The organism is Pseudomonas sp. BIGb0278, assembly GCF_024809895.1.
In the GTDB taxonomy this organism is placed as follows: domain Bacteria; phylum Pseudomonadota; class Gammaproteobacteria; order Pseudomonadales; family Pseudomonadaceae; genus Aquipseudomonas; species Aquipseudomonas shirazensis.
This window is the reverse complement of record NZ_JANUEL010000002.1, coordinates 656,356-680,872: the sequence shown is the minus strand read 5'-3', so window position 1 is coordinate 680,872 and position 24,517 is coordinate 656,356. Positions and strand designations below refer to the sequence as shown.

The window sequence follows — 24,517 nt, the reverse complement described above, 5'->3', positions numbered from 1 at the left end:
GCCCTCAGAGCACCGGAGATATCAGCCGAGCGATACGCATCCCAAGCTGTTGCAGGCGATGGGTATCGCGGCTGTCCTCGGCAGTGATCTCCTTGGCGTGGGAGAAGTCCTCCTGCAACATCGCCTCGACCTGATCGGCAAACGCCCGGTCAACGGTCAGCAGGGTGATTTCGAAATTCAGCCGGAACGAGCGGTTGTCCAGGTTGGCGCTGCCAATGGCGCTGACCTCATCGTCAACCAACACCACCTTCTGATGCAGGAAGCCTGGCTGGTAGCGGAACATGCGTACGCCGGCGCGCACCGCTTCGAAGGCAAACAGGCTGGAAGCAGCGTAGACCACGCGATGGTCCGGTCGCGCCGGAATCAGCACGCGCACGTCCACGCCGCGCATCACAGCCAGGCGCAATGCGGCAAACACGGCCTCGTCGGGGATGAAGTAGGGCGTGGTTATCCACACCCGGTGCACCGCCGAATGGATAGCCTCGACGAAGAACAGCGAGCAGGTTTCCTGGGGATCAGCCGGGCCGCTCGCCAGCAGCTGGCAGAGCACGCCGTTGTCCGGGTAGTTGTCCTGCAGAATCAGCGGCGACAGCTCGCGCGTTGCCCAGTACCAGTCCTCGGCAAATGACTCCTGCAGGCAGGCCACGGCCGGGCCGTTGATCTGGACATGGGTATCGCGCCAAGGGGACAGCTGTGGGTTGCCGCCCAGGTATTCATCGCCCACGTTATGCCCACCGATAAAGCCGACTTCACCATCGGCCACGACGATCTTGCGGTGGTTGCGGAAGTTGACCTGAAAGCGGTTGAACCAGCCGCCACGGGTGGCGAAAGCCTTTACTTGCACACCGCCATCGCGCAGCGCCTTCACGTAGCTGGCAGGCAGCGCGTGGCTGCCGATGCGGTCGTAGAGGACGAAAACCTGCACACCCTCGCCAGCCTTGCGCAACAGCAACTGCTGTAGCTCGCGGCCGATGATGTCGTCGTGGATGATGAAAAACTGGACCAGCACCGCTTGCCGCGCTTTGTCGATCGCAGCAAAGATCGCGTCAAAGGTAGCCCGGCCATTGATCAGCAGCTTGACCTGGTTGTTCGCCAGGCACGGCATGCGACCCAGCTTGGGCATGGCGCGCAGGGCCTTGTAACTGTCCGACTCGCGCGCCGCCAATGCTTCTTCAACCCATGGCCGCCAGTTCAGGTTGGCCATCGCCACGTGCATTTCCTGGTTGGCCTGACGGCGCGCCTTGATATAGGCGTTGAACGAGCGGGCGCCGAAGACTAGATAAGGGATCAATGCCAGATATGGGATGAACAGCAACGGCATCGCCCAAGCAATTGCGCCCTGGGCAGTGCGCACGGTGAGCACGGCATGCAGAGCAGCTACCATCCCCAATAAATGAGTGAAGCCAATCACGTAACCGAAGAAATAGAGGCTGTGGTAATCCATGTGCATCCTGCTTGCTGAGAACACTACTGATAACAGACCACGGGTCTAGTCTAGCGTGCAACCGACTGACAAATTTGACGTCTAAGCTGAGTCCGGCCAGTTGCCCGGTTATGCCAAGGAGCATTTATTGATGAACATCCGCCTGCCCCTGTTCGCCCTGGTCGTGGGTCTGACCAGCCCGTTGGTCCACGCACAAATGCTCCAGCCTGGGCTGTGGGAGCTGACCACCAGCGACATGCAGGTCGATGGCAAAGCGCTGCCCGACATGGGCTTCATGCTTGGTCAGCTGAAGAACCTGCCGCCTGAGCAACGGGCGATGATGGAAGGCGTGCTGGCTAAGCAAGGTATTACCGTTGGTGGCAATGGCGTGCGCTCGTGCCTGACACCGGAGCAGGTCAAGACCGACGATATTCCGCTGCAGGACCCCAAGTCCGGTTGCACCCAGAAGATCACTGACCGCACCGGCAAGATCTGGAAGTTTGAATTCAGCTGCCCGAAAGCGCAGGGTCAGGGTGAAGCGACGTTCCTCAGTGACCGCGAATTCACCACCAAGGTCAACGGCACCTTCAATGCTTCGGGTGTGGAACAGAAGGGCAGCATGAATACCCGCGCGCTGTGGCTGGGTAGCGACTGTGGCACGGTCAAGCCACGGGTGGGCGGCTAAGCGCTATTGTTGCAACCGGCTGCCCCAGCAGCCGGTTGCTGTTTCACCAGCGCCATTCGCTGACGGCTACCGCATCGTGCGCATGCAGGCTCTCTGCGTGCTCGACCTTTACGCTGAATCCATTTGCCCAAGGCAGCGCCTGCATCGCTACATGCAGGCGGCGGGTAGCATCTTCGCAGAACATCAGGTTCTGCCCATTGGCTAAAGCAAAGGCCTGCTCATCGGCGCGCTTCACTGCTGTCTGCACCGCAGTGCCCAGTGCTGCCTCCGTGCTATCTATCAGCACTCTGAAAGGCATTGTGTCGTCGCTCGTGGCTAACCTCACCTTGATGTGTGCTTCGCTGCGCTGGCTGTGCGGTGTGGCGACGATGCCTTCACTGCTGCCGAGCCAGGCAAGCACTGCCTCTTGCTGCAGTTCCACACCAGCGAAATCATCCAGGAACTGCTGCTGAATGAGCTGACGCGCCAGCGCAGCGGAACATGGGCATGTCGAGGAATAGGCAATCCGCACAAATAGTTCCACGTGGAACATTTCGTTTTTGATCGACGCATCAACGGTTACTGGATAGCTCTTCCAGCCGGCTAGCGAGCTGATCAACGCAGGTCGATTGACCAGATAATCAAAACTCAGACTGCAATGAGCGGCCGTAGACAGGCCTTCGTGGGTGTCGAGGAACTCGCTGAGCAGGCGGCGCAAGACAAGAGGCGACAGTTCGTCCTGCTCAAGGCTTTGCAATGCCAGGTACAAGCGCGACATGTGGATACCGCGCGAGCGTCCATCAACCAGATTGACACCTGCGCTGGCGCGAGCACTCACCCGGTGCCCCTCGATGGTCACGGGCAGCGCGATGCCTTGCATGCCGACCCAATCCAGCGGCAGGGCCTGTGCGTCCATCTGTGCAGCAATATCGGGCAGGATCATGGGTGGCTTCCGGGAGAGATTATTCGCAGGACAGGTTGGCCAAATTGTATTGTTATAATATAACATTAAGCAAATGCATCGTTTCGAATGCGTTCGCCTGATGAGGTTTGCCATGTCCACCCGTCTCCCCGTCACCGTGCTGTCTGGCTTTCTTGGCGCAGGCAAAAGCACCTTGCTCAATCATGTGCTGCGCAACCGCGATAACCTGCGCGTCGCCGTCATCGTCAACGACATGAGCGAAATCAACATCGATGCCAGCGAAGTGCAGCGCAACGTCAGCCTCAACCGCGCCGAGGAAAAACTGATCGAGATGAGCAACGGCTGCATCTGCTGCACCCTGCGCGAAGACCTGCTCGAAGAAGTGGCCCGGCTGGCCGAGGACGGCCGCTTCGATTACCTGCTGGTCGAGTCGACCGGCATCTCCGAACCGCTACCAGTCGCCGAGACCTTCACCTTCCGCGATGAACAAGGTCGGAGCCTGTCTGACCTGGCCCGGCTCGACACCATGGTGACCGTGGTTGACGGGTTGAATTTTCTGCACGACTTCCAGGCCGCAGATACCTTGGCCAGCCGCGGTGAGACGCTGGGCGAAGACGATGAGCGTTCGATCAGTGACCTACTGATCGAGCAGATCGAGTTCGCCGATGTGCTGCTGCTGAGCAAGATCGACCTGATCGGCCAGGACCAGCGCAACGAGCTGATGGCGATCCTGCGTAGCCTCAATGCCCGCGCGCAAATCGTGCCGATGGTGATGGGCCAAGTGCCGCTGGCGCAGATTCTCGACACCGGGCTGTTCGACTTCGAGCAGGCAGCGCAGGCACCCGGCTGGCTGCAGGAGCTGCGCGGCGAGCACGTACCAGAGACCGAGGAATACGGCATCGCCGCAAGTTCCTGGCAGGCGCGTCGGCCACTGCACCCGCAGCGGTTCTTCGACTTTATCCACAAGCCATGGACCAACGGCCGACTGCTGCGCTCGAAAGGCTTCTTCTGGCTTGCCAGCAAGTATCAGGAGGCGAGTAGTTGGTCGCAGGCGGGCGGCATGATGCGCTACAGCTATGCGGGGCGCTGGTGGTGTTTTGTGCCGGAGGACCAGTGGCCGCAGGACGACGCCAGCAAGGCTGCGATCCTGGGTCACTGGAGTGAGGAAGCCGGTGATTGCCGTCAGGAACTGGTATTCATCGGGCAGAACATCGACTTTGCACAGTTATCCACAGCGCTGGATGCGTGCCTATTAACTGATGAGGAGATGGCCGCTGGTTCTGACGCGTGGCTGAAATTTTCAGACCCGTTCGGCGCTTGGCATGAGGATATGGCAGCGTAAAACGATGCCTGTGGATAACCTCGCGATTCGCAGGCTAGCCTTGACTGCCTGAGCCGGCGGGGCATAGTGGACGCTTCCGGTTACGGGGCCGCTTTGCCTCGCTCTGCGCAGATCCATCGACATGCTCAAGAACATCCCCACCCACATTGTTGCCGGCCCTCTAGGCGCCGGCAAGACCAGCCTGATTGGCCATTTGCTTGTGCAAAGGCCTGCCAATGAGCGCTGGGCAGTGCTGGTCAACGAGTTTGGTCAGATTGGCCTGGACGCTGCGCTGTTGCACCGTGACGAAGACGGCGTTGCCATCGCTGAGGTTGCCGGTGGCTGCTTGTGCTGCGTCAATGGCGTGCCGTTTCAGGTTGGGCTGGGTCGGCTGCTGCGCAAAGCTCGCCCGGACCGGCTGTTTATTGAGCCGTCCGGCCTGGGTCATCCGTTGCAGCTGTTGCAGCAGTTAAGCCAGGCGCCCTGGGCCGGCATACTGCAGTTGCAGCCACTGATGATGGTACTGGATGCGTCAGCATTGGTCAGGGGAGAGCGCTTGGCAGAGGCGCAGCAACAAGCGCTGGCGGCAGCGGAGCTGTTGATAATCAACAAGGCCGACGCTGTGGATAATCCTCAGCGGCTGGCAATAACCGCGCAGTTATCCGGCAAACCCGCTTTCTGGACCGAACAAGGACGGCTGGCGATCGCAGAACTTTTACAGTTTTCCACAGGCCCGACCCATGCTGTGACGGTTGCGCCGTTGCCTGAGGACAACTATCTCCAGCCAGCCGCCTCATTGTGGACAAGTAGCGACAAGCCATTGTTTGCCGCTAAAAAAGGCGAAGGTGGTTGGAGCTGTGGCTGGCGCTGGCATCCATCCCAACGCTTCGAACAAGGCCGCATCGAGCATTTTCTCAGCACCACGGCCTGGCTCAGAGCCAAAGGAGTTATCCACAGCACAACTGGCTGGCAGTCGTTCAACGGGCTAGCTGACGGCGCCTTGAGTTGGCAGCGCAGCGAATGGCGCAAGGATTCACGGCTGGAGCTGATCTTCGAGCAAGAGCAGCCTATAGCTGCGCTGCAGCAGGCCATGACCGACTGCCGTATTCAGCGCTGATCATTGCTCCAACGGTTGTGATCCTGGCGCCACTGCTGCATCTCGATCACGTTGTCGCTGCGCGGCGCCGGTTTGATTTCGAACGGGTAGGGCGCCAGTTCGATCTGCATGGTGTGTGCACCAAACTGTGTGACCGTACCCGGATGGCGCTGCTCGCCCGTCACGGTGAACTCGAAGTTGTAGATCCGCGCCAGGCGCTTGCGGCCGTTGGCGTCGCGGACAAAGCCAATACGCTTGAGCGCTACGGCCTCGTCCAGCAGCTCCAGGTCGAGTTTGGCGCAATGCTGTTTGACCCGCTCGAGGGCTTTCTCGCGCAGCCCGTGGTTATGCCACAGCCAGGCGCCGCCGCTGGCCAGCAGCATCAGGAAGAAGAGGTTCTCCAGGGTCAACATTTGCATATGCTCCAAACAGGTAGATCCAGCTTAACTGCGTCCCTGGCCTGTCGTACAGGTGGCAATCGGGTTCATACTGCGCGACGTTCTTATCTTGAAATCAGTTTTGGAAACCTCTGCATGAAACGCACGCCGCACTTGCTCGCGATCCAATCCCATGTGGTCTTCGGCCACGCCGGAAACAGCGCCGCGGTGTTTCCCATGCAGCGCATAGGCGTGAATGTCTGGCCGCTGAACACGGTGCAGTTCTCCAACCATACTCAGTATGGCCAGTGGGCCGGAGAAGTGCTTGCTCCAGCGCAAATTCCTGCGTTGGTGGAAGGCATTGCCAACATCGGCGAGCTGGGCAACTGCGATGCGGTGTTGTCCGGGTATCTGGGCAGCGCCGAGCAGGGACGGGCGATTCTGGCTGGCGTCGAGCGGATCAAGGCGGTCAACCCAAAGGCGCTGTATCTGTGCGACCCGGTCATGGGCCATGCCGAGAAGGGCTGCAGCGTGCCGGCCGAGGTCAGCGAGTTCCTTCTGCAACAGGCCGCGGCCAAGGCCGATATTCTCTGCCCTAACCAGCTTGAGCTGGACAGCTTCAGCGGGCGCAAGGCGCAGTCGCTGGAAGATTGCGTGGCCATGGCGCGCAACCTGCTCGCCCGCGGGCCGCAGGTGGTGCTGGTCAAGCACCTGAGCTATCCCGGCCGCGCCGAAGATTCTTTCGAAATGCTGCTGGTAACCGGCGAAGACTGCTGGCACCTGCGCCGGCCGCTGCTGTGCTTCCCACGCCAGCCGGTTGGCGTCGGTGACCTCACCTCAGGGCTGTTCCTGGCTCGCGTGCTGCTGGGCGACAGCTGGCTGCAAGCGTTTGAATACACCGCAGCGGCTGTCCATGAGGTGCTGCTGGAAACCCAAGCCTGCGCCAGCTACGAACTGCAGCTGGTGCGAGCCCAGGATCGCATTGCCCATCCGCGGGTGCGTTTCGAAGCGCAGCGCCTGAGCGTTTAAATCGAGTCGGTTTTCAGGTCCTGGTAGCGTTTTTCCAGCTCCTGACGAATCTGCCGGCGCTGTTTTCCTTGGAGGAAGCGGCGTTTTTCTTCGCTGCTTTGCGGCAGGCGCGCCGGGACCGGGACTGGCCGGCGATTGTCATCCACCGCCACCATGGTGAAGAAGCAGCTGTTGGAGTGGCGAACGGAGCGCTCACGAATGTTCTCGGTTACCACTTTGATGCCGACTTCCATCGACGTATTGCCGGTGTAGTTGACCGATGCCATGAACGTCACCAGCTCACCGACATGCACAGGCTCGCGGAACACTACCTGATCGACCGACAGGGTCACTACATACGTCCCCGCATAACGGCTGGCGCACGCATAGGCCACCTCGTCGAGGTATTTGAGCAAGGTGCCGCCGTGTACGTTGCCGGAGAAGTTGGCCATGTCCGGAGTCATCAGGACGGTCATAGTCAGCTGGGCGTTTCCAGGTTCCATAGAGTGCTCACGGTGAGGTTGCGCTGAATCGGGGCCGGTATCTGCAGACACTTCTTGGTACCCCTGTTGAATTTCCGATCTAGATACGGGACGCCGCAGAGCGCTCCGTCGTCACGCGCATGGGCCGTCAGCGGTGTTGTGCACCACACCCGGGCAGCGGTCAGAGCTCGCATCACAAAACGTGCAGCAGCACATCAACCGATCTGTTTCTGCATATTGCGCAGACGTTTTGCGTCCGGGCGCGATGGTAACCTGAGTCGGCCCATGCAACATGGGCTTTCCCGCTTTAATCACAGTATGTACTTGCTGCCCGCTCAGGTTCGCCTCAGCGGAGGAGCGGTCTGCTCTGGCACCGTGAACAAGGAGTAGCACGCCATGCATGCCATAAGCTTCATCCAGGATCTTGCCGTAATCATGTTGGTGGCGGGCGTGGTCACCATCCTCTTTCATCGGTTGAAACAGCCGGTGGTCCTGGGTTACATCGTTGCCGGCTTTATCATCGGCCCGCACACCCCGCCATTTGGCCTCATTCACGACGAAGATACGATCAAGACCCTGGCCGAGCTTGGGGTGATCTTCCTGATGTTCTGCCTGGGCCTTGAGTTCAGCCTGCGCAAGTTGTTCAAGGTGGGTGCCACGGCATTTATCGCGGCCTTCCTGGAAATCGTCCTGATGATCTGGATCGGTTTCGAAATCGGCCGCTGGTTTGGTTGGAACACCATGGACTCGCTGTTCCTCGGCGCGATCCTGGCGATTTCCTCGACCACCATCATAGTAAAAGCCCTCAATGACCTGAAGATGAAGAACGAGCGCTTCGCGCAGCTGATCTTCGGCGTGCTGATCGTCGAGGACATCCTCGGTATCGGCATCATCGCCTTGCTCTCGGGTATCGCCGTCAGCGGCTCGGTAAGCTCTGGCGAAGTCTTCTCCACAGTCGGCAAGTTGTCGCTGTTCATGATCGTGGCGTTGGTCATCGGCATTCTGCTGGTGCCGCGGCTGCTGGCCTACGTGGCCAAGTTCGAAAGCAACGAGATGCTCCTGATCACCGTGCTGGGGCTGTGCTTCGGCTTCTGCCTGCTGGTGGTCAAGCTCGAGTACAGCATGGTCCTCGGTGCCTTCCTGATCGGTGCGATCATGGCCGAGTCGCGGCAACTGCTGAAGATCGAACGCTTGATCGAGCCGGTACGCGACATGTTCAGCGCGATCTTCTTCGTGGCCATCGGCCTGATGATCGACCCGCAGGTGCTGGTCGACTACGCCTGGCCGATTGTGGTGATCACCATTGCCGTGGTGCTGGGCAAGATGCTCTCGTGCGGCATGGGTGCGTTCATTGCCGGCAACGATGGGCGTACCTCGCTGCGGGTCGGCATGGGTCTGTCGCAGATTGGCGAGTTCTCGTTCATCATCGCCGCGCTGGGCATGACCTTGCAGGTCACCAGCGACTTCCTCTATCCGGTGGCAGTAGCGGTCTCGGCGATTACCACCTTGCTCACGCCGTACCTGATTCGGGCGGCTGATCCGCTGTCGATCAAGCTCGGCCAGATCATGCCCAGCCGGTTGTCGCGGGTGCTGTCGCTGTATGGCGAATGGCTACGCAGCATTCAGCCGCAAGGTGAGGGCGCCATGCTCGCGGCGATGATCCGGCGCATCCTGCTGCAGGTTGGGGTCAACCTGGCGTTGGTGATCGCGATCTTCTTTACCGGGGGCTACTTTGCCGAGCGGATCGGCCTGTGGCTGAGCGAGTGGCTGGGCGATGTCAGCCAGCAGAAGGCGCTGATCTGGGGCGCCGCGCTGTTGCTGTCGCTGCCGTTCCTGATTGCGGCGTACCGCAAGCTCAAGGCGCTGTCGATGCTATTGGCGGAGATGGGGGTCAAGCCAGAGATGGCCGGGCGGCATACGCAGCGGGTCCGGCGGGTGATCGCCGAGGTTATCCCGTTGTTGTCACTGCTGGTGATCTTCCTGCTGCTGTCGGCGTTGTCGGCGAGTATCTTGCCGACCAACGAGCTACTGCTGGTGATCGTGGTGGTTGCTGCGGTGGTTGTCGCGGTGCTGTGGCGTTGGTTCATCCGCGTGCACACGCGGATGCAGATCGCTCTGCTCGAAACCCTGGAAAACAACCGCGATCAGGCCCACTGACATTCAACGCAATCGCGGTGCAGAGTGCGCCGCGATTGCATTGAGCCGGATCAGCTTTCCAGCCAGACGTCGCGCGCCCAGTGCCAGACCGATTCCCAGCTTTCTTCGGTGACCAGCTCTTCTTCGCCCGACCACAGCACCACGGTGCCGTCTTCTTCGACGCAGTAGTAGTTCTCCCCGTCCTGACAGATCGGGATCAGCTCGCGTGGTACGCCGGCATCCCAGGCGTTGGCAGCAACTTCCGGCAGGTAGGTGTGTGACTGTGGGTCGGTGACGGTGACCGGCTCCAGGCTGCCGTAGATAACGTCGCTGACTGTCAGCAGATATTCCTTGAATACGAACGGAATATTGATGAACAGCTGCTCCTCGACTTCGACCAACTGATCTTCGTCAGGAAGCTCCAGGGGCACCGGCACCGGCTCATTGGCTTCACGCAGTTGTTCGATCACTTCTTCCACGGTTCACATCCTCTCGCTTGATGACAACGCTGCGGGTTATACCCTAGTAGGGCGCTCTGGCAAAAGCAAAAACCCCGGGCAAGCCCGGGGTTTTTTATGCAGCAAGCCTGGATCAGCCGTTTTGGCGGATACCGGCGACCAGCCAAGGCTGGTTGTCGCCTTGGGCGCGCTCCATGTGCCAGCTTTCGCTGAACGCCTCGCCCTGGTCGAAACGCGAGGTTTTCGACACACCGCTGAAGGTCAGGGTGGCGATAGTCTTGTCGGCGCGATCTTCGACACCGTCCAACTGTACTTCGAGGTTGTCGATGTAGGTGGACTGGAAGCCATCACCCAGATCAGCGCGCTCGCGCTTGAGGAAGGCAAGCAGTTGCGGGGTCACGAACTCGGAGATCTTGTCCATCTCGTTGGCGTCCCAGTGCTGCTGCAGCGTCTGGAAGTGGCTGCGCGCGGCATTCAGGAAGCTTTGCTCGTTGAACCAGGCGGGTGCGTTGATCGCAGGTGCGGCAGCAACTGGTGCTGCAGAACCACCGAAGATCGACGGCTGCGCTGCTTGCTGGTTGTAAGCCTCACGCTGGAACGGTGCATGGCCGGCAGCAGCAACTTGTGGTTGTTGCTTGCGGCGACGCGCAGCGATGAAGCGGAACACCAGGAAGGCGATCAGGCCCATGATCAGGAAGTCCATGATCTGCATGCCCTGGAAACCGTCACCCATGAACATGGAGGCCAGCAGACCACCGGCGGCCAGGCCAGCGAGTGGGCCCAACCAGCGCGAAGCACCGCTGGCGGCGGCCGGCGCACGACCTGCAGCATTAGGTGCGGCAGCTGGAGTGTTTGGCGTAGCCTGGCGAGTCTGGTGCATAGGCGCGGCGCCCGAGCTCTTGCCGCCGCCGAAGCGTTTGGCATTGGCGTCCAGGCTCAGCGTCAGGCCGAGGCACAGCGCCAGGGCGATGCTAAGAAAACGTTGCATAAGTGGGATATCCCCTGATTGTGGATTGCACGCGCGTCATGTTGCACATGTTGTAGCAGACATGACCAGCAGCATAATGTTTCGAGCTTTTGCCTGAACGGTCATTCAGCAACCGCTCAGGCATCCGCGTTGGCTTAGATGGCCTCGAGCTTGGCGTAACCGAGCATCAGCCACTTGCTGCCCTCGGCGAAATTCACCTGCACCCGTGCCTGGGCGCCAGAGCCCTCGAAGTTGAGGATCACGCCCTCACCAAACACCGAGTGCTGCACGCGCTGGCCAAGGTTGAACGAGGTCTGCGGGATGTTGGCATTGGCAAAGATACTGCTGGCCGGCGCCTGCGAGCCGCCGAACGGGCGGCTGACCGAGTTCGACAGGCGCACTTCCTGCACCAGCCCAGCGGGGATTTCGCGGACGAAGCGCGAGACCTTGTTGTAGGTCTCGCTGCCATACAGACGACGCGTCTCGGCGTAGGTCATGAACAGCTGGCGCATGGCCCGGGTGATGCCGACATATGCCAGACGGCGCTCTTCGGCCAGGCGGCCAGGTTCTTCCAGGCTCAGCTTGTGCGGGAACAGGCCTTCTTCCAGGCCGACCAGGAACACGTAGGGGAATTCCAGGCCCTTGGCGCTGTGCAGGGTCATCAATTGCACGCTGTCTTCGTGTTCATCAGCCTGCGACTCACCGGCTTCCAGCGAGGCGTGGCCGAGGAAGGCCGACAGCGGCGACAGGTCGGCGTCTTCGTCGCTGCTTTCGAAGTTACGCGCAGCGCTGACCAGTTCCTCAAGGTTTTCTACCCGTGCCTGGCCCTTTTCACCTTTTTCTTCCTGGTGATAGATGATCAGCCCGGACTGCTCGATGACGGTCTGGGTCATGACGTGCAGTGGCATGTCGACGGCTTTGGCCGCCAGCCCTTCGATCAACTCGATAAAGGCACCCAGCGCGCTCGCGGCGCGGCCTTTGAGGCCTTTGGCGGCGATCAGCTGGCACATCGCTTCCCACATCGACAGCTGCGCATGGCGAGCATGGTCGCGGATCGCTTCAACCGTCTTTTCGCCGATGCCACGCGGTGGCACGTTGATCACCCGCTCCAGCGCAGCGTCGTTGCCACGGCCCTCGAGCAGGCGCAGGTAGGCCATGGCGTTCTTGATTTCGGCACGCTCGAAGAAGCGTTGGCCGCCGTAGATCCGGTAAGGGATGCGTTCGCGCAGCAGGGCCTCTTCAAGCACCCGCGATTGGGCGTTGGAGCGATAGAGGATGGCGATGTCGCTGCGCGCATGGCCTTGCTTGATCACGCTCTCGATCGACTCGACTACATAACGTGCCTCGTCGTGCTCGTTGTAGGCGGCGTACAAGGTCAGCGGCTCGCCTTCACCGACATCGGTCCACAGCTCTTTGCCGAGACGGTCGGTGTTGTTGGCGATCAGGGCGTTGGCGGCCTTGAGGATGCCGCCGGTGGAGCGGTAGTTCTGCTCCAGGCGGATCATCTCGGCGTCGGGGAAGTCTTCGGTGTACTGATGGATGTTCTCGATCTTGGCACCGCGCCAGCCGTAGATCGACTGGTCGTCGTCGCCCACCGCCATCAGGCTGTCGCCGCCTTTGGCGAGCAGGCGCAACCAGGCGTACTGCACGGCGTTGGTGTCCTGGAACTCATCCACCAACAGGTGGCGGAAGCGCCGCTGGTAGTGCTCGAGCAGGCCCGGGTTGTCGCGCCACAGGTCCAGCGCACGCAGCAGCAGTTCGGAGAAGTCGATCACGCCGGCGCGTTCGCAGGCTTGCTCGTAGGCTTCATAGACGCTGCGCATGGTCGCCAGGAACAGATCGCCGCCCGCTTGAATGTGCTGCGGGCGCAGGCCTTCATCCTTCTGCCCGTTGATGAACCACTGGGCCTGGCGCACCGGCCAGCGCTGCTCATCCAGGCCCAGCTCGCGCATCACCCGTTTGACCAGGCGCTGCTGGTCATCGCTGTCGAGAATCTGGAAGTTCTGCGCCAGCTTGGCTTCCTGCCAGTGTGCCCGCAACAAGCGGTGGGCCAAGCCGTGGAAGGTACCCACCCACATGCCGGCGGGGCTGATCCCCATCAGTTGCTCGATCCGCTGGCGCATTTCGGCGGCAGCCTTGTTGGTGAAGGTCACCGACAGGATCGAGTGCGGCGAGGCCTGTTCGACCTGGATCAACCAGGCGATACGGTGCACCAGCACGCGGGTTTTACCGGAACCGGCACCAGCAAGCACCAGTTGACGCCCGACCTTGGCCGCTACGGCCTGGCGTTGGGCATCGTTGAGGGAATTCAGCAGGAGGGAGAGGTCGTCTGTGCGCATCCGGCCATTCTAGGTTGCTGTGGGGGGAGGGGGCAAATCTCTACTGTATAAATATTCACCTCGGGCGCCAGCCGTTCATCGGTTCTGTGATATCGATCCGCCGGTATGGGCACTGGATGACACAGAGCAGTTTGGCCTGCGCCTTCGCTTGTGTAAGATCCGGGCAACTTTTTGTCGCCAGCCAATAACAAGAAAATGACATGACTCAGGATTGCACGGCGGTCGGCGTATTGCCGCAGATGTCGAGGAATGTGCGCAGGCAATTCGCCACTCAGCTTTCCATCGAGCGCACCCGGCTGCTGTATCAAGGCTCGCTGCTGCCTACACTATTGATGCTGTTCAACGGCCTGCTCTGCGCGTGGCTGCTGTGGAGCCCTGGACGCTATCTGCTGCTGGGCACCTGGCTGATCTGGTTGCTGGCGCTGGCGGGGCTGCGCTTGGTGCAGGTCACCGCGTTCGACGCTGCACCGACCCAGCGCCAGGCCAGCCTGAGCTGGCGGCGGATGTTTCTGCTGGGCTCGGCGTTCAGTGGCCTGACCCTGGCCAGCGCAGCAATTGCCCTGGTGCCGGTGGCCAATTTCGTCCAGCAGGCCTGGGTGTTCGGCTTGCTTGGGGTAGCGGCGTTGTCTGCCAGCGTGTCCTATGCCGTCAGCCTGCCGGCGTTTCTCAGTTTCGCCTTACCCTGCCTGCTGCCGCCGATTGCCTTCCTGTTCTACTTCGACGCCGGCCAGCAACGCGGCTGGGGTTGGTTGGGGCTGATTCTGCTGGGGGCGCTGATGGTGGTCGCCTGGCAGGTCCATCGATTGGTCGATCGCAGCCTGTTACGGCGCTTTCAGAATCAGGCGCTGAACGAAGACCTGCAGCGCATCTACGCGCAAAAGGCGCTTGAAGAACAGCAACGCTTGGCGTCGTCTGTATTTGAAGCCTGCAACGACGGTATCGTGGTGCTCACGGCCGACTTCACCTTGCTTGCCGTCAACCAGGCCTACTGCCAGATGACCGGCTACTCCATTGCCGAGCTGCTCGCCCGCCAGTTGCTCGAGCTGCCCTGCAGCAGCGACGCCCGACGTTATCAGCAGTCCATGGAGCATGCCCTGGCCCAGCACGGCCAATGGCAGGGCGAGCTGGTCGAAGCCCGCCGCAATGGCGAGTTGTATCCGCAGTGGCTGCAACTCACAGCCGTGCGCGGAGCGTCTGGCAAGCTCAACAATATCGTCGGCTTTTTCACCGATCTGTCGGCGCGGCGCGCGTCTGAAGAGCGGCTGCGCTACCTCGCTCACTATGACGAGCTGACCGGCCTGGCCAACCGGGCGCTGTTCCGTTTGCGCGTACATGAGGCCGGCCAGCGCGCGCGGCTGAACGGGCGCAGCCTGGCCTTGCTGCACATCGACGTTGATCGCTTCAAATTGCTCAATGAAAGCCTCGGCCACGAGCTGGCCGACCAGTTGCTGAAAAAGATCGCCCAGCGGATCGCCAATGCCGTGCCCGAAGCCGACACCGTGGCGCGCCTGTCGGGCGACGAGTTTGCCGTGCTGTTCGACGGCTACAGCAACCTGTCCAGCCTCGTCCGGGTGACCACCCGCTTGCTCGACAAGCTGCGCGTGCCGTTGCGCCAGGATGATCATGAGGTGGTGATCAGTGCCTCGGTGGGCATCAGCCTGTTGTCTGACGCGGCGTTCGATGGCAATACCCTGATCAGCCAGGCGGACATGGCCAAGCGTCACGCCAAGCACCTGGGTGGTGACAACTTCCAGTTCTACACCGAGAGCCTTCGCGCCAGCACCCTGGAGCGCCTGCAGCTGGAGATTCAGCTGCGCAAGGCCATCGATGAGGGTCAGCTGTGCGTCTATTACCAACCCAAACTGTGCCTGCGCAGCGGCAAGCTGCATGCGGCCGAGGCATTGGTGCGGTGGCAGCATCCGCAACTGGGCATGGTCCCGCCCAGCGCGTTCATTGGCCTGGCCGAAGAAACCGGGTTGATCGCGCCGATGGGCGAGTTCGTTCTGCGCCAGGCCTGCCGGCAGGCGTGCCAGTGGCTGCGTGAGGGCGTGCAGGTTCGCGTCTCGGTCAACCTGTCGGTCTATCAGCTGCGCCAAGGCAAGCTGGTCAGCCTGGTGCGCCAGGTATTGGAAGAAACCGGGCTGGCGCCAGAGCAACTGGAGCTTGAGCTGACTGAGAGCCAGCTGCTGGATAGTGTCGAGCACATCATCGCCATCTTCGAGCAGCTGCATGCGCTGGGGGTCAAACTGGCGATCGATGACTTCGGCACGGGCTATTCATCACTGAGTTACCTGAAGCGCTTGCCGGTGGACTACGTGAAGATCGATCAGACCTTCATCAGCGGGCTGCACGAGGGCAGTCAGGACGCCGCGATCACCCGTGCGATCATCGTCATGGCCAATAGCCTCGGTTTGAAGGTCGTGGCCGAGGGTGTCGAGACCCAGGAGCAACTGGACGTGCTCACAGCCCAGGGTTGTGATGAGGCGCAAGGCTATCTGATCAGCAAGCCGGTGGATGCGGCAGCCTTTATAGGGTTGCTGAGCAACCCGGCCGCCGCCAAGGCTTAGCTGTACCAGTGCCTGCCGTGGCGGCTGAGCAAGCTGTTGGCCAGCTCTGGCCCATTGCTGCCGGCATGGTATGGCCGCGGGGCCTGGAAGTGCTCTTCCCAGCCCTGCAGGATCGGGTCGATCCACGCCCAGGCGGCTTCGACCTCATCGCGGCGCATGAATAGCGTCGAGTCGCCGTCGAGCACGTCCAGCAGCAAGCGCTCGTAAGCTTCCCAGCGGCGGGTCTGGCCGAACGCCTGAGCGAGGTTGAGGTTCAGCTCGACCGGCTCCAGACGCATGCCTTTGCCCGGGGTCTTGGTCATCATGCGCAGGCTGATGCGCTCATCGGGCTGGAGCTGGATCAGCAATTGATTGACCTGACCGCCGCTGAACAGCTCGTGCGGCACCGGCTTGAACTGGATGACGATCTGCGACGAGCGCCGCGCCATGCGCTTGCCGGTGCGCAGGTAGAACGGCACCCCGGCCCAACGCCAGTTGTCGATCTGCGCCTGAACGGCGACGAAGGTCTCGGTATCGCTGTCGTTGTCGACGTCTTTCTCGAAATAGTAGGCCGGCACTTCCTGGCCGCCGATATGCCCGGCGCTGTACTGGCCGCGCACGGTCTTGTCCTGCACGTCCTGGCCGCTGATGGGCTTGAGCGCGCGCAGAATCTTCACCTTCTCGTCGCGCACGGCCTCGGCCTCGAACTGCGCCGGCGGCTCCATGGCGACCAGACAGAGCAACTGCAGCAGGTGGTTCTGCAGCATGTCGCGGGTGGCGCCGGCCCGGTCGTAGTAGCCGCCGCGGCTCTCGACACCGAGGGTTTCACACACGCTGATCTGCACATGATCGACCTGGCCATTGCGCCACACCGGCTCCAGCAGGGCATTGGCAAAGCGCAGCGCCATCAGGTTCTGCACGGTCTCTTTGCCCAGGTAGTGGTCGATGCGAAACACCTGCGATTCGGCGAACACTTCACCGATGGCCTGGTTGATCGCGGTAGCCGACTGCAGCGAGTGGCCGATGGGTTTTTCCAGCACGATGCGCGCTTCGTGGTCGGCCAACCCGGCGATGCGCAGGTGGGTGGCGATCGGTACGAACAGGTGCGGCGCGGTGGCCAGATAGAACACACGGGTCAGCCCGCCAGGCTCGCCCAGATAGCGTGCCAGGCGGCCGAAGTCAGCACTCTGCGAGGCGTCCATGGCGAAGTAGTCGAGCCGCGCGCAGAAGCGTCGCCACACCTCTTCATCGAAGTCGTTGCGGGCGATCTGCACCCGGCAATGCCGTTCGGCGAGCTTGAGGAAGTCGTCGCGGTGCAGGTTGCGCCGTGCCAGCGCGATGATCCGTACGGCATTGTGCAGGCGCGCCTCGCGGTACAGGTGATAGAGCGCCGGCAGCAGTTTGTGCAGGGCCAGATCACCGGTGCCGCCAAAGACCAGAATGTCGCAAGGAATCGTCAAGCCACCACTCTCCACGTTCGTTTAACTGGGCGCTTTGCCGGTCATGTAGTATAACTACAAGAAAGCTACATCCCCGGCCAGTCGATCATAACCGAGTCCAGCCCGTGAATCTGTTGCACCATATCGCCCAATCGCGCCACTTGCTGCGTAAATCGGAACTGAAAGTAGCCGACCATGTGCTGCTGGACCCCGCTGCCGTCATGCACAGCTCGATGGCCGACCTTGCCCACAACGTCGGTATCAGCGAGCCGACCATAGTGAGGTTTTGCCGGGCGATTGGCTGTTCAGGGTTTCAGGATCTGAAGCTGAAACTGGCGCAGAGCCTGGCTGCTGGCGCCAGTTTTGGTCAGTTCGCGATCCACGAAGACGACTCGGTTGCCGACTACAGCCTGAAGATTTTCGACACCACCCTGCATACCCTGATGGAGGTGCGCGAGCAGCTCGATCCGGAGGCCTTGCAGCGTGCTGTGGCAGCCATGGCCCAGGCCCAGCGGGTTGAGTTCTACGGCTTTGGTGCATCTGGCGCGGTCGCGGCCGACGCCCAGCACAAGTTCTTCCGCCTGCTGCTCAGCGCGGCGGCGTATTCCGACCCGCACATGCAGGCGATGTCGGCGGTAACCCTCAAGCCCGGTGACGTGGCGGTGTGCATCTCGCAGTCTGGGCGCTCCAAGGACTTGCTGATCACGGCCAATCTGGTCCGTGAGAGCGGCGCCAACCTGATCACCCTGTGCCCAAGCCAGACACCGTTGGCCGAGTTATCCACAGTCAATCTGGCCATCGACGTGCACGAAGACACCGAGATCTACACCCCGCTGACCTCGCGGATTGCCCACCTGGTGGTGATCGACGTGCTGGCCATGGGCGTGGCCATGGCGCGCGGGCCGAGCCTGGTCAACCACCTCAAGAGCGTCAAGCGCAGCTTGCGCAGCCTGCGCCTGTCGCCCAAGTCGATCAAGGCCATGGACGACTGACCATAAAAGTTAATCGAGCTGTCACCTCACGGTAAACCAGCTCGGTCAGTCTGAAGCTCCCCGCACTCGCTCAGGGAGACAGGCATGACTCGTGACTTCGATGGCTCGTTTCAACCCAACGCCAAAGCGCGCAAACAACAGCAGAAGGATCAGCGCCGGATGGAATTCCGCCGGGCGATCGAAAGCTATTCCGAGCAACGGCAACTGTTGCGCGAAATCGCCGATTATTCCGAACTGAGGGATATCACGGTGTGGCAGGTACTGCCGGGGGCGTCGCCGAAAAACGCTCCACAAGCCCACTGATCAACGCACGTTCGCTGCGGATGAACGCAAGAAACGCCAGGGCAACCGGCGACTGACGCTTGGCTTTGGCCTGCACTACACACCAGCTGCGGTACAGCGGCAGCTCTTCCACTGGCAGCTCCTTGAGCCTGCCAGTGGCCAGTTCCAGGCGCAACGCATGGCGGGTCAGCAGGGCAATGCCGAGGCCGGCGCTGACACACTCGCGCTGCGCTTCTGCCGAGGCTACCTCGAGGGTCTGGGTGAAGTGCACGCGCTTGTCCTTGAAGTATTCTTCGCAGGCCTTGCGCGTGCCTGAGCCCTGTTCGCGGATCAGCAGGGTATGCGGCTCGAGGTCTTGCAGGCGCAGCGTGTCGAGCTTGCACAGCGGGTGATCCGGTGGTGCCACGGCAACGATCGGGTTGTTCAGAAACGGCAGAAACTCAAGGCCCATGTCCTGCGGCACCATCGACATGATGATCAAGTCGTCGCGGTTGTCCGACAGGCGCCGGATCACCTGCGCCCGGTTGACCACGGTGAGGGTCAGGTTGACCTCGGGGTGACGCTCCTTGAAGGCCGCAAACAAGTGCGGCACGAAGTACTTGGCACTGGACTCGACGGCCAGTTTCAGCTGCCCCTGCAGCGAGCCCTGCATGTCCGACAGTTGCATGTCGAGGTTTTCCAGGCGGCCGAAGATGTCGCGGCTGGCGCGCTGCAACGCCTCGGCGGCTTCGGTCAGGTACAGCTTCTTGCCGACATACTCGAACAACGGCTGGCCAACCAGCTCTTCCAGCTGGCGGATCTGTAGACTTACGGCGGGTTGCGTCAACGACATCTCTTCGGCAGCGCGACTGTAAGAGCGCAAATCGCACACCTCATTGAAGATCTGCAACTGACGCAATGTCATACGCATCAATGACTTACGCATTTATACCCACCGTTTGGCAAAACCTTGTTACCGAACTATAAGCTTTTGCTAATGCTGCCCCTAACAAATATTGATTTTTGTTTATCGTGCGCTGGCGCTAGGGTGAATGTGCGACTGGCCAGCAGCGTCTGGCCGCGCCGAGCGGTAGAACCGGCTCGTATGTTCCAACGGCTTTGGGAAGAATCCAGTGATAAAAAAAATCCTGATCGCCAACCGGGGTGAAATTGCAGTTCGGATCGTGCGTGCCTGCGCTGAAATGGGCATTCGTTCGGTGGCGATCTATTCCGACGCCGACCGCCATGCGCTGCACGTCAAGCGTGCAGATGAGGCCCACAGCATTGGTGCCGAGCCACTGGCTGGCTACCTGAACCCGCGCAAGTTGGTCAACCTGGCGGTCGAGACCGGCTGTGATGCATTGCATCCTGGCTATGGTTTTCTCTCCGAGAACGCTGAGCTGGCGGAGATCTGCGCCGAGCGTGGGATCAAGTTCATCGGCCCGTCGGCGGATGTGATTCGGCGCATGGGCGACAAGACCGAAGCACGCCGGACCATGATCCAGGCCGGTGTCCCGGTCACCCCCGGCACCGAGGGTAACGTGGCGGATATCCACGAGGCGCTCAACGAAGGTGAGCGCATTGGCTACCCGGTCATGCTCAAGGCAACCTCCGGTGGTGGCGGCCGTGGTATCCGTCGCTGCAACAGCCGCGAAGAGCTCGAGCAGGCGTTTCCCCGGGTGATCTCCGAAGCCACCAAGGCCTTTGGCTCGGCTGAAGTATTCCTGGAAAAGTGCATCGTCAACCCCAAGCACATCGAGGCGCAGATCCTCGGCGACAGCTTTGGCAATGTGGTGCACCTGTTCGAGCGTGACTGCTCGATCCAGCGCCGCAACCAGAAACTCATCGAAATCGCCCCCAGCCCGCAGCTGACCCCGGAGCAACGCGCCTACATTGGCGATCTGGCGGTGCGCGCGGCCAAGGCGGTCGACTACGAGAACGCCGGTACCGTGGAGTTTCTGCTCGCCGATGGCGAGGTGTACTTCATGGAGATGAACACCCGGGTCCAGGTCGAACACACCATCACCGAAGAAATCACCGGTATCGACGTGGTCCGCGAGCAGATCCGCATCGCCTCCGGTCTGCCGCTGTCGGTCAAGCAGGAAGACATCCAGCACCGCGGCTACGCGTTGCAGTTCCGCATCAACGCCGAAGACCCAAAAAACAACTTCCTGCCAAGCTTTGGCAAGATCACCCGTTACTACGCCCCGGGCGGCCCGGGCGTGCGCACCGATACGGCGATCTACACCGGCTACACCATCCCGCCGTACTACGACTCGATGTGCCTGAAGTTGGTGGTCTGGGCACTGACCTGGGAAGAAGCCATGGACCGCGGCCTGCGCGCCCTGGACGACATGCGCCTGCAGGGGGTCAAGACCACCGCCGCGTACTACCAGGAAATCCTGCGCAACCCGGAATTCCGTAGCGGCCAGTTCAATACCAGCTTCGTTGAAAGCCACCCTGAACTGACCAACTACTCGATCAAGCGCAAACCCGAAGAGCTGGCCCTGGCCATCGCCGCCGCCATCGCCGCCCACGCAGGCCTGTGAGGAATACAACAATGTCCAAGAAAATCCACGTAACCGACACAATCCTGCGCGACGCCCACCAGTCCCTACTGGCCACGCGCATGCGCACCGAAGACATGCTGCCGATCTGCGAAAAGCTCGACAAGGTCGGCTACTGGTCGCTGGAAGTGTGGGGCGGCGCAACCTTCGACGCCTGCGTGCGCTTCCTCAAGGAAGACCCGTGGGAGCGCCTGCGCCAGCTGCGAGCGGCATTGCCCAACACCCGCCTGCAGATGCTCCTGCGCGGGCAGAACCTGCTCGGCTATCGCCATTACAGCGATGACGTGGTCAAGGCCTTCGTGGCCAAGGCAGCGGTCAACGGCATCGACGTGTTCCGCATCTTCGACGCCATGAACGACGTGCGTAACCTGCGTGTGGCAATCGAAGCGGTCAAGGCTGCCGGCAAGCATGCCCAGGGCACCATTGCCTACACCGTCAGCCCGGTGCACACCATCGACGCATTCGTGGCCCAGGCCAAACAGATGGAAGCCATGGGTTGTGACTCGGTGGCAATCAAGGACATGGCCGGCCTGCTGACGCCGTTCGCCACTGGCGAGCTGGTCAAAGCGCTCAAGGCTGAGCAGTCGCTGCCGGTATTCATCCACTCCCATGACACCGCTGGCTTGGCCGCTATGTGCCAGCTCAAGGCCGTGGAAAACGGCGCCGATCATATCGATACAGCCATCTCCAGCTTCGCCTGGGGCACCAGCCATCCGGGTACCGAGTCGATGGTTGCCGCGCTCAAGGGCAGCGAGTTCGACACTGGCCTGGACCTGCAACTGCTGCAGGAAATCGGCCTGTACTTCTATGCCGTGCGCAAGAAGTACCACCAGTTCGAGAGCGAATTCACCGCGGTCGACACCCGTGTGCAGGTCAACCAGGTCCCTGGCGGGATGATTTCCAACCTGGCCAACCAGCTCAAGGAGCAGGGCGCCCTCAACCGCATGAACGAAGTGCTGGCAGAGATCCCGCGGGTTCGTGAAGACCTCGGCTTCCCACCGCTGGTGACCCCGACCTCGCAGATCGTCGGTACTCAGGCGTTCTTCAACGTACTCGCCGGCGAGCGCTACAAGACCATCACCAACGAGGTCAAACTGTACCTGCAAGGCGGTTACGGCAAGGCTCCGGGTGTGGTCAACGAACAGCTGCGCCGCCAGGCCATCGGTAGCGAAGAAGTCATCGACGTACGCCCGGCCGATCTGCTCAAGCCCGAGATGACCAAGCTGCGTGCCGACATTGGTGCCCTGGCGCAAAGCGAAGAAGACGTGCTGACCTTCGCCATGTTCCCGGACATCGGGCGCAAGTTCCTCGAAGAGCGCGCGGCCGGCACCCTGACTCCTGAAGTGCTCCTGCCAATCCCTGAGGCAGGCGCAGTGGCTGCCCCTGGCGGCGAAGGCGTGCCTACCGAGTTCGTCATCGACGTGCACGGCGAGACCTACCGTGTCGACATCACCGGTGTCGGCGTCAAGGCCGAGGGCAAGCGTCACTTCTACCTGTCGATCGACGGCATGCCGGAGGAAGTGGTATTCGAGCCGCTCAACGATTTCGTTGGCGGTGGCGGCAGCAAGCGCAAGCAGGCCAGCGGGCCGGGCCATGTCAGCACCAGCATGCCGGGCAACATCGTCGATGTGCTGGTCAAGGAAGGCGATGTGGTCAAGGCCGGCCAGGCGGTGCTGATCACCGAGGCGATGAAGATGGAGACCGAAGTGCAGGCGCCTATCGCCGGCAAGGTTGTGGCCATCCATGTTGCCAAGGGCGACCGGGTTACACCAGGCGAGATTCTGATCGAGATCGAGGGCTGAGCAAGGCCTTCATCTACAAGCGGTTAACCTCATTGGGGAGCGGATAGCTCCCCTTTTTTTATCCAATCTCAGCGCTGATAGCCTTTGCCGAAGTAGCGCTCAAGCCTTGCCTGCACCAGTTCCAGCATGATCGACAGCACCCAATAGATCACCGCCGCTGTAGTCAGCATCTCCAGATACCGATAGCTGGAACGCCCATACGACTGCGCCAGAAACATCACCTCCCAAACCCCCATCACCGAAATCAGCGACGAATCCTTGAGCATCGAGATGAACTGGTTGGCGCTCGGCGGGATGATCGTGCGCATCGCCTGCGGCAAGGTGATATGCCAGAAGATCGCTGCCGGACGCATGCCCAGAGCGAGTGCCGCCTGGCGTTGGCCGAGCGCTACGCCGATGATCCCGGCGCGGAAGATCTCGCTCAGGTAAGCACCGTAGTTCAGCGACAGGGCGATGATCCCCGCAGCAATCGCCCCCGGCACCAGCCCCAACTGCGGCAGGCCGAGGTAGATCAGCAGAATCTGGATCAGCAACGGCGTGCCGCGGAAGAACGACGTGTAGAAACTGGCCACGCCAAACAGCACCGCGCTTGGCGACAGTCGCGCCAGCGCTGCGGCAAAGCCCAACAGCACCGACACCAGCATCGAGCACAGGCACAGGAACAACGTCAGCGCCGCGCCCTGCAGGAAGCCGTTAGGGCCCAGCTTGAAGCCCGCTAGATTGGGGAACTTGTCGACGATAATCGCGAAATTCAGATCAAAACTGAGAAAGAAGCCGACAAACAGCAGCAGCAACACCAGCCACGTCAGGTATAGCCGTGTGCGAAAGCCGAACAGGCGCAAGGCGGTTTTACCTACGGGCTTGGGAGCGGGTTGATGAGCGTTCATTTACTGATGTCAGCGCCGATCCATTTCTGTGACAGCTTGGCCAGCGTGCCATCGGCTTTCAGCTCGGCAAACACCTGACGCACCTTGGCATCCCACTCCGGGTCGCCTTTTTCGATGGCCACCGAGTTGGGCTCTTCATACAGTGGCGCGCCGGCCAGCTTGAAGCGCTTGTCCTGATTCAGACGCGGTTGCGCGGTCACCAGGTTGGTGAGGATTGCATCCAGGCGTACGCCGGCACCCAGGCCGAGGTCCTGGAAAGCGACGTTGTCGGTGTCATACGGGGCAATCTGGACGAACTCGAACGGGTACTCCAGCTTTTGCTCTTCGGCGCCCTCGATCACCAGGTTCTTGTTCAGGTAGCTCTCGTAGCTGGAGGCGCTGGTCAGGCCGACCTTGCGCCCTTCGAGGTCCTTGGCTGAGTGAATGCGATCATCCTTGGCATTGACCACGATCACCGCCGGCGAAGCGTAGTATTCAACCGGGAAGTCGAACACTTCAGCGCGGGCCTTGCTCGGCGTCATCGAGCAGATGCACAGGTCATAGCGACCGCTCCAGCGGCCGGCGGCGATCACGTCCCAGGACGGTGTTTCCAGGCGCAGCTTGACCCCGAGTTTCTGTGCGACCGCCTTAGCCACGTCGACGTCAAAACCGTCGAGCTGGTTCTGGTCATTCAAAAAGGAGAACGGCGGATAGCTCTCCATCAATACGTTGACGACTTCCTTGCGCGACTCGACGCGGTCCAAGGTGGCACCGGCAAAGGCAGAGGTAGCGCTCAAGGCCAGCAGGCCCGCGCAAAGCAAGGAAGGTAAACGCATAAGGACACCTGCAAA

21 protein-coding genes are annotated in these 24,517 nt (G+C 61.2%); 10 read left to right on the top strand and 11 right to left on the bottom strand.

Annotated elements, in window-relative coordinates; all coding sequences use genetic code 11:
- Positions 1-4: 4 nt before the first annotated feature.
- Entirely contained in the window at positions 5-1,444 is a 1,440-nt protein-coding gene (cls, locus tag M2396_RS11820; RefSeq protein WP_259074915.1) for a cardiolipin synthase, read from the bottom strand.
- A 130-nt stretch (positions 1,445-1,574) separates the two neighbouring features.
- On the opposite strand from cls, the gene M2396_RS11815 reads away from it, so the two are divergent.
- Complete coding sequence (locus M2396_RS11815) at positions 1,575-2,108, top strand: DUF3617 domain-containing protein (RefSeq protein ID WP_259074913.1); 534 nt, start codon at positions 1,575-1,577, stop codon at positions 2,106-2,108.
- Positions 2,109-2,151: 43 nt separating this feature from the next.
- Here the strand turns inward: M2396_RS11815 and folE2 are convergent, their stop codons facing one another.
- Positions 2,152-3,030, bottom strand: coding sequence for a GTP cyclohydrolase FolE2 (gene folE2, locus M2396_RS11810; protein ID WP_259074910.1), 879 nt, complete (start codon positions 3,028-3,030; stop codon positions 2,152-2,154).
- A 112-nt stretch (positions 3,031-3,142) separates the two neighbouring features.
- Between folE2 and zigA the strand changes: the two genes are divergently transcribed.
- Complete coding sequence (gene zigA, locus M2396_RS11805) at positions 3,143-4,351, top strand: zinc metallochaperone GTPase ZigA (RefSeq protein WP_259074907.1); 1,209 nt, start codon at positions 3,143-3,145, stop codon at positions 4,349-4,351.
- Between the two features lie 121 nt (positions 4,352-4,472).
- Positions 4,473-5,447 carry a GTP-binding protein gene (locus M2396_RS11800; RefSeq protein WP_150570335.1) on the top strand — a complete coding sequence of 325 codons (975 nt, stop codon included), beginning with the start codon at positions 4,473-4,475 and terminating at the stop codon, positions 5,445-5,447.
- Here the strand turns inward: M2396_RS11800 and M2396_RS11795 are convergent.
- Positions 5,438-5,839, bottom strand: coding sequence for a DUF3301 domain-containing protein (locus M2396_RS11795; RefSeq protein WP_150572365.1), 402 nt, complete (start codon positions 5,837-5,839; stop codon positions 5,438-5,440). The genes M2396_RS11800 and M2396_RS11795 overlap by 10 nt on opposite strands.
- A 120-nt stretch (positions 5,840-5,959) precedes the next feature.
- Between M2396_RS11795 and pdxY the strand changes: the two genes are divergently transcribed.
- On the top strand, positions 5,960-6,832 hold the full coding sequence (gene pdxY / locus M2396_RS11790; RefSeq protein WP_101322815.1) for a pyridoxal kinase PdxY: 873 nt from the start codon (positions 5,960-5,962) through the stop codon (positions 6,830-6,832).
- Here pdxY and M2396_RS11785 read toward each other — a convergent pair.
- Entirely contained in the window at positions 6,829-7,314 is a 486-nt protein-coding gene (locus M2396_RS11785) for an acyl-CoA thioesterase (protein WP_101322816.1), read from the bottom strand. The two genes, pdxY and M2396_RS11785, sit on opposite strands and share 4 nt — an antisense overlap.
- Before the next feature lie 375 nt (positions 7,315-7,689).
- On the opposite strand from M2396_RS11785, the gene M2396_RS11780 reads away from it, so the two are divergent.
- Positions 7,690-9,450, top strand: coding sequence for a cation:proton antiporter (locus tag M2396_RS11780; RefSeq protein WP_150572367.1), 1,761 nt, complete (start codon positions 7,690-7,692; stop codon positions 9,448-9,450).
- A 50-nt stretch (positions 9,451-9,500) separates the two neighbouring features.
- On the opposite strand, the gene M2396_RS11775 is transcribed toward M2396_RS11780, so the two are convergent.
- The 3 genes from M2396_RS11775 to uvrD all read right to left on the bottom strand — a co-directional run bounded on the left by M2396_RS11775 (position 9,501) and on the right by uvrD (position 13,193).
- On the bottom strand, positions 9,501-9,908 hold the full coding sequence (locus M2396_RS11775) for an SMI1/KNR4 family protein (protein WP_101322819.1): 408 nt from the start codon (positions 9,906-9,908) through the stop codon (positions 9,501-9,503).
- Between the two features lie 112 nt (positions 9,909-10,020).
- Positions 10,021-10,875: a Tim44 domain-containing protein gene (locus M2396_RS11770; RefSeq protein ID WP_101322820.1), complete on the bottom strand. Its 855-nt coding sequence runs from the start codon at positions 10,873-10,875 to the stop codon at positions 10,021-10,023.
- A gap of 134 nt (positions 10,876-11,009) precedes the next feature.
- On the bottom strand, positions 11,010-13,193 hold the full coding sequence (gene uvrD / locus M2396_RS11765) for a DNA helicase II (RefSeq protein ID WP_259074899.1): 2,184 nt from the start codon (positions 13,191-13,193) through the stop codon (positions 11,010-11,012).
- A 200-nt stretch (positions 13,194-13,393) separates the two neighbouring features.
- On the opposite strand from uvrD, the gene M2396_RS11760 reads away from it, so the two are divergent.
- Entirely contained in the window at positions 13,394-15,760 is a 2,367-nt protein-coding gene (locus M2396_RS11760; protein WP_101322822.1) for a bifunctional diguanylate cyclase/phosphodiesterase, read from the top strand.
- Here M2396_RS11760 and zwf read toward each other — a convergent pair.
- Positions 15,757-17,199, bottom strand: a complete 1,443-nt coding sequence (gene zwf, locus M2396_RS11755; RefSeq protein ID WP_101322823.1) for a glucose-6-phosphate dehydrogenase — start codon at positions 17,197-17,199, stop codon at positions 15,757-15,759. The two genes, M2396_RS11760 and zwf, sit on opposite strands and share 4 nt — an antisense overlap.
- Before the next feature lie 104 nt (positions 17,200-17,303).
- Between zwf and hexR the strand changes: the two genes are divergently transcribed.
- Together hexR and M2396_RS11745 are read left to right on the top strand one after the other, a co-directional pair.
- A complete protein-coding gene (gene hexR / locus M2396_RS11750; RefSeq protein WP_101322824.1) occupies positions 17,304-18,170 on the top strand; it encodes a transcriptional regulator HexR in 867 nt (288 codons plus the stop codon).
- A gap of 84 nt (positions 18,171-18,254) precedes the next feature.
- Complete coding sequence (locus tag M2396_RS11745; protein ID WP_101322825.1) at positions 18,255-18,473, top strand: PA3496 family putative envelope integrity protein; 219 nt, start codon at positions 18,255-18,257, stop codon at positions 18,471-18,473.
- On the opposite strand, the gene M2396_RS11740 is transcribed toward M2396_RS11745, so the two are convergent.
- On the bottom strand, positions 18,415-19,362 hold the full coding sequence (locus M2396_RS11740) for a LysR family transcriptional regulator (protein ID WP_181003831.1): 948 nt from the start codon (positions 19,360-19,362) through the stop codon (positions 18,415-18,417). The genes M2396_RS11745 and M2396_RS11740 overlap by 59 nt on opposite strands.
- A gap of 202 nt (positions 19,363-19,564) precedes the next feature.
- On the opposite strand from M2396_RS11740, the gene M2396_RS11735 reads away from it, so the two are divergent.
- Both M2396_RS11735 and oadA read left to right on the top strand, forming a co-directional pair.
- Positions 19,565-20,980 (top strand): acetyl-CoA carboxylase biotin carboxylase subunit, encoded by a 1,416-nt coding sequence (locus tag M2396_RS11735; RefSeq protein WP_101322827.1) that lies wholly within the window; start codon positions 19,565-19,567, stop codon positions 20,978-20,980.
- A gap of 11 nt (positions 20,981-20,991) precedes the next feature.
- Entirely contained in the window at positions 20,992-22,800 is a 1,809-nt protein-coding gene (gene oadA / locus M2396_RS11730; protein ID WP_101322828.1) for a sodium-extruding oxaloacetate decarboxylase subunit alpha, read from the top strand.
- Between the two features lie 68 nt (positions 22,801-22,868).
- On the opposite strand, the gene M2396_RS11725 is transcribed toward oadA, so the two are convergent.
- A complete protein-coding gene (locus M2396_RS11725) occupies positions 22,869-23,687 on the bottom strand; it encodes an amino acid ABC transporter permease (protein ID WP_101322829.1) in 819 nt (272 codons plus the stop codon).
- On the bottom strand, positions 23,684-24,502 hold the full coding sequence (locus tag M2396_RS11720) for an ABC transporter substrate-binding protein (protein WP_101322830.1): 819 nt from the start codon (positions 24,500-24,502) through the stop codon (positions 23,684-23,686). The genes M2396_RS11725 and M2396_RS11720 overlap by 4 nt, the downstream gene beginning before the upstream one ends.
- Positions 24,503-24,517 lie beyond the last annotated feature (15 nt).

Coding starts and splice junctions, on each gene's coding strand:
- cls (WP_259074915.1), bottom strand. CDS start 1,444: ATGGATTACCACAGCCTCTATTTCTTCGGTTACGTGATTGGCTTCACT.
- M2396_RS11815 (WP_259074913.1), top strand. CDS start 1,575: ATGAACATCCGCCTGCCCCTGTTCGCCCTGGTCGTGGGTCTGACCAGC.
- folE2 (WP_259074910.1), bottom strand. CDS start 3,030: ATGATCCTGCCCGATATTGCTGCACAGATGGACGCACAGGCCCTGCCG.
- zigA (WP_259074907.1), top strand. CDS start 3,143: ATGTCCACCCGTCTCCCCGTCACCGTGCTGTCTGGCTTTCTTGGCGCA.
- M2396_RS11800 (WP_150570335.1), top strand. CDS start 4,473: ATGCTCAAGAACATCCCCACCCACATTGTTGCCGGCCCTCTAGGCGCC.
- M2396_RS11795 (WP_150572365.1), bottom strand. CDS start 5,839: ATGTTGACCCTGGAGAACCTCTTCTTCCTGATGCTGCTGGCCAGCGGC.
- pdxY (WP_101322815.1), top strand. CDS start 5,960: ATGAAACGCACGCCGCACTTGCTCGCGATCCAATCCCATGTGGTCTTC.
- M2396_RS11785 (WP_101322816.1), bottom strand. CDS start 7,314: ATGGAACCTGGAAACGCCCAGCTGACTATGACCGTCCTGATGACTCCG.
- M2396_RS11780 (WP_150572367.1), top strand. CDS start 7,690: ATGCATGCCATAAGCTTCATCCAGGATCTTGCCGTAATCATGTTGGTG.
- M2396_RS11770 (WP_101322820.1), bottom strand. CDS start 10,875: ATGCAACGTTTTCTTAGCATCGCCCTGGCGCTGTGCCTCGGCCTGACG.
- uvrD (WP_259074899.1), bottom strand. CDS start 13,193: ATGCGCACAGACGACCTCTCCCTCCTGCTGAATTCCCTCAACGATGCC.
- M2396_RS11760 (WP_101322822.1), top strand. CDS start 13,394: ATGACTCAGGATTGCACGGCGGTCGGCGTATTGCCGCAGATGTCGAGG.
- M2396_RS11745 (WP_101322825.1), top strand. CDS start 18,255: ATGACTCGTGACTTCGATGGCTCGTTTCAACCCAACGCCAAAGCGCGC.
- M2396_RS11740 (WP_181003831.1), bottom strand. CDS start 19,362: ATGCGTATGACATTGCGTCAGTTGCAGATCTTCAATGAGGTGTGCGAT.
- oadA (WP_101322828.1), top strand. CDS start 20,992: ATGTCCAAGAAAATCCACGTAACCGACACAATCCTGCGCGACGCCCAC.
- M2396_RS11725 (WP_101322829.1), bottom strand. CDS start 23,687: ATGAACGCTCATCAACCCGCTCCCAAGCCCGTAGGTAAAACCGCCTTG.
- M2396_RS11720 (WP_101322830.1), bottom strand. CDS start 24,502: ATGCGTTTACCTTCCTTGCTTTGCGCGGGCCTGCTGGCCTTGAGCGCT.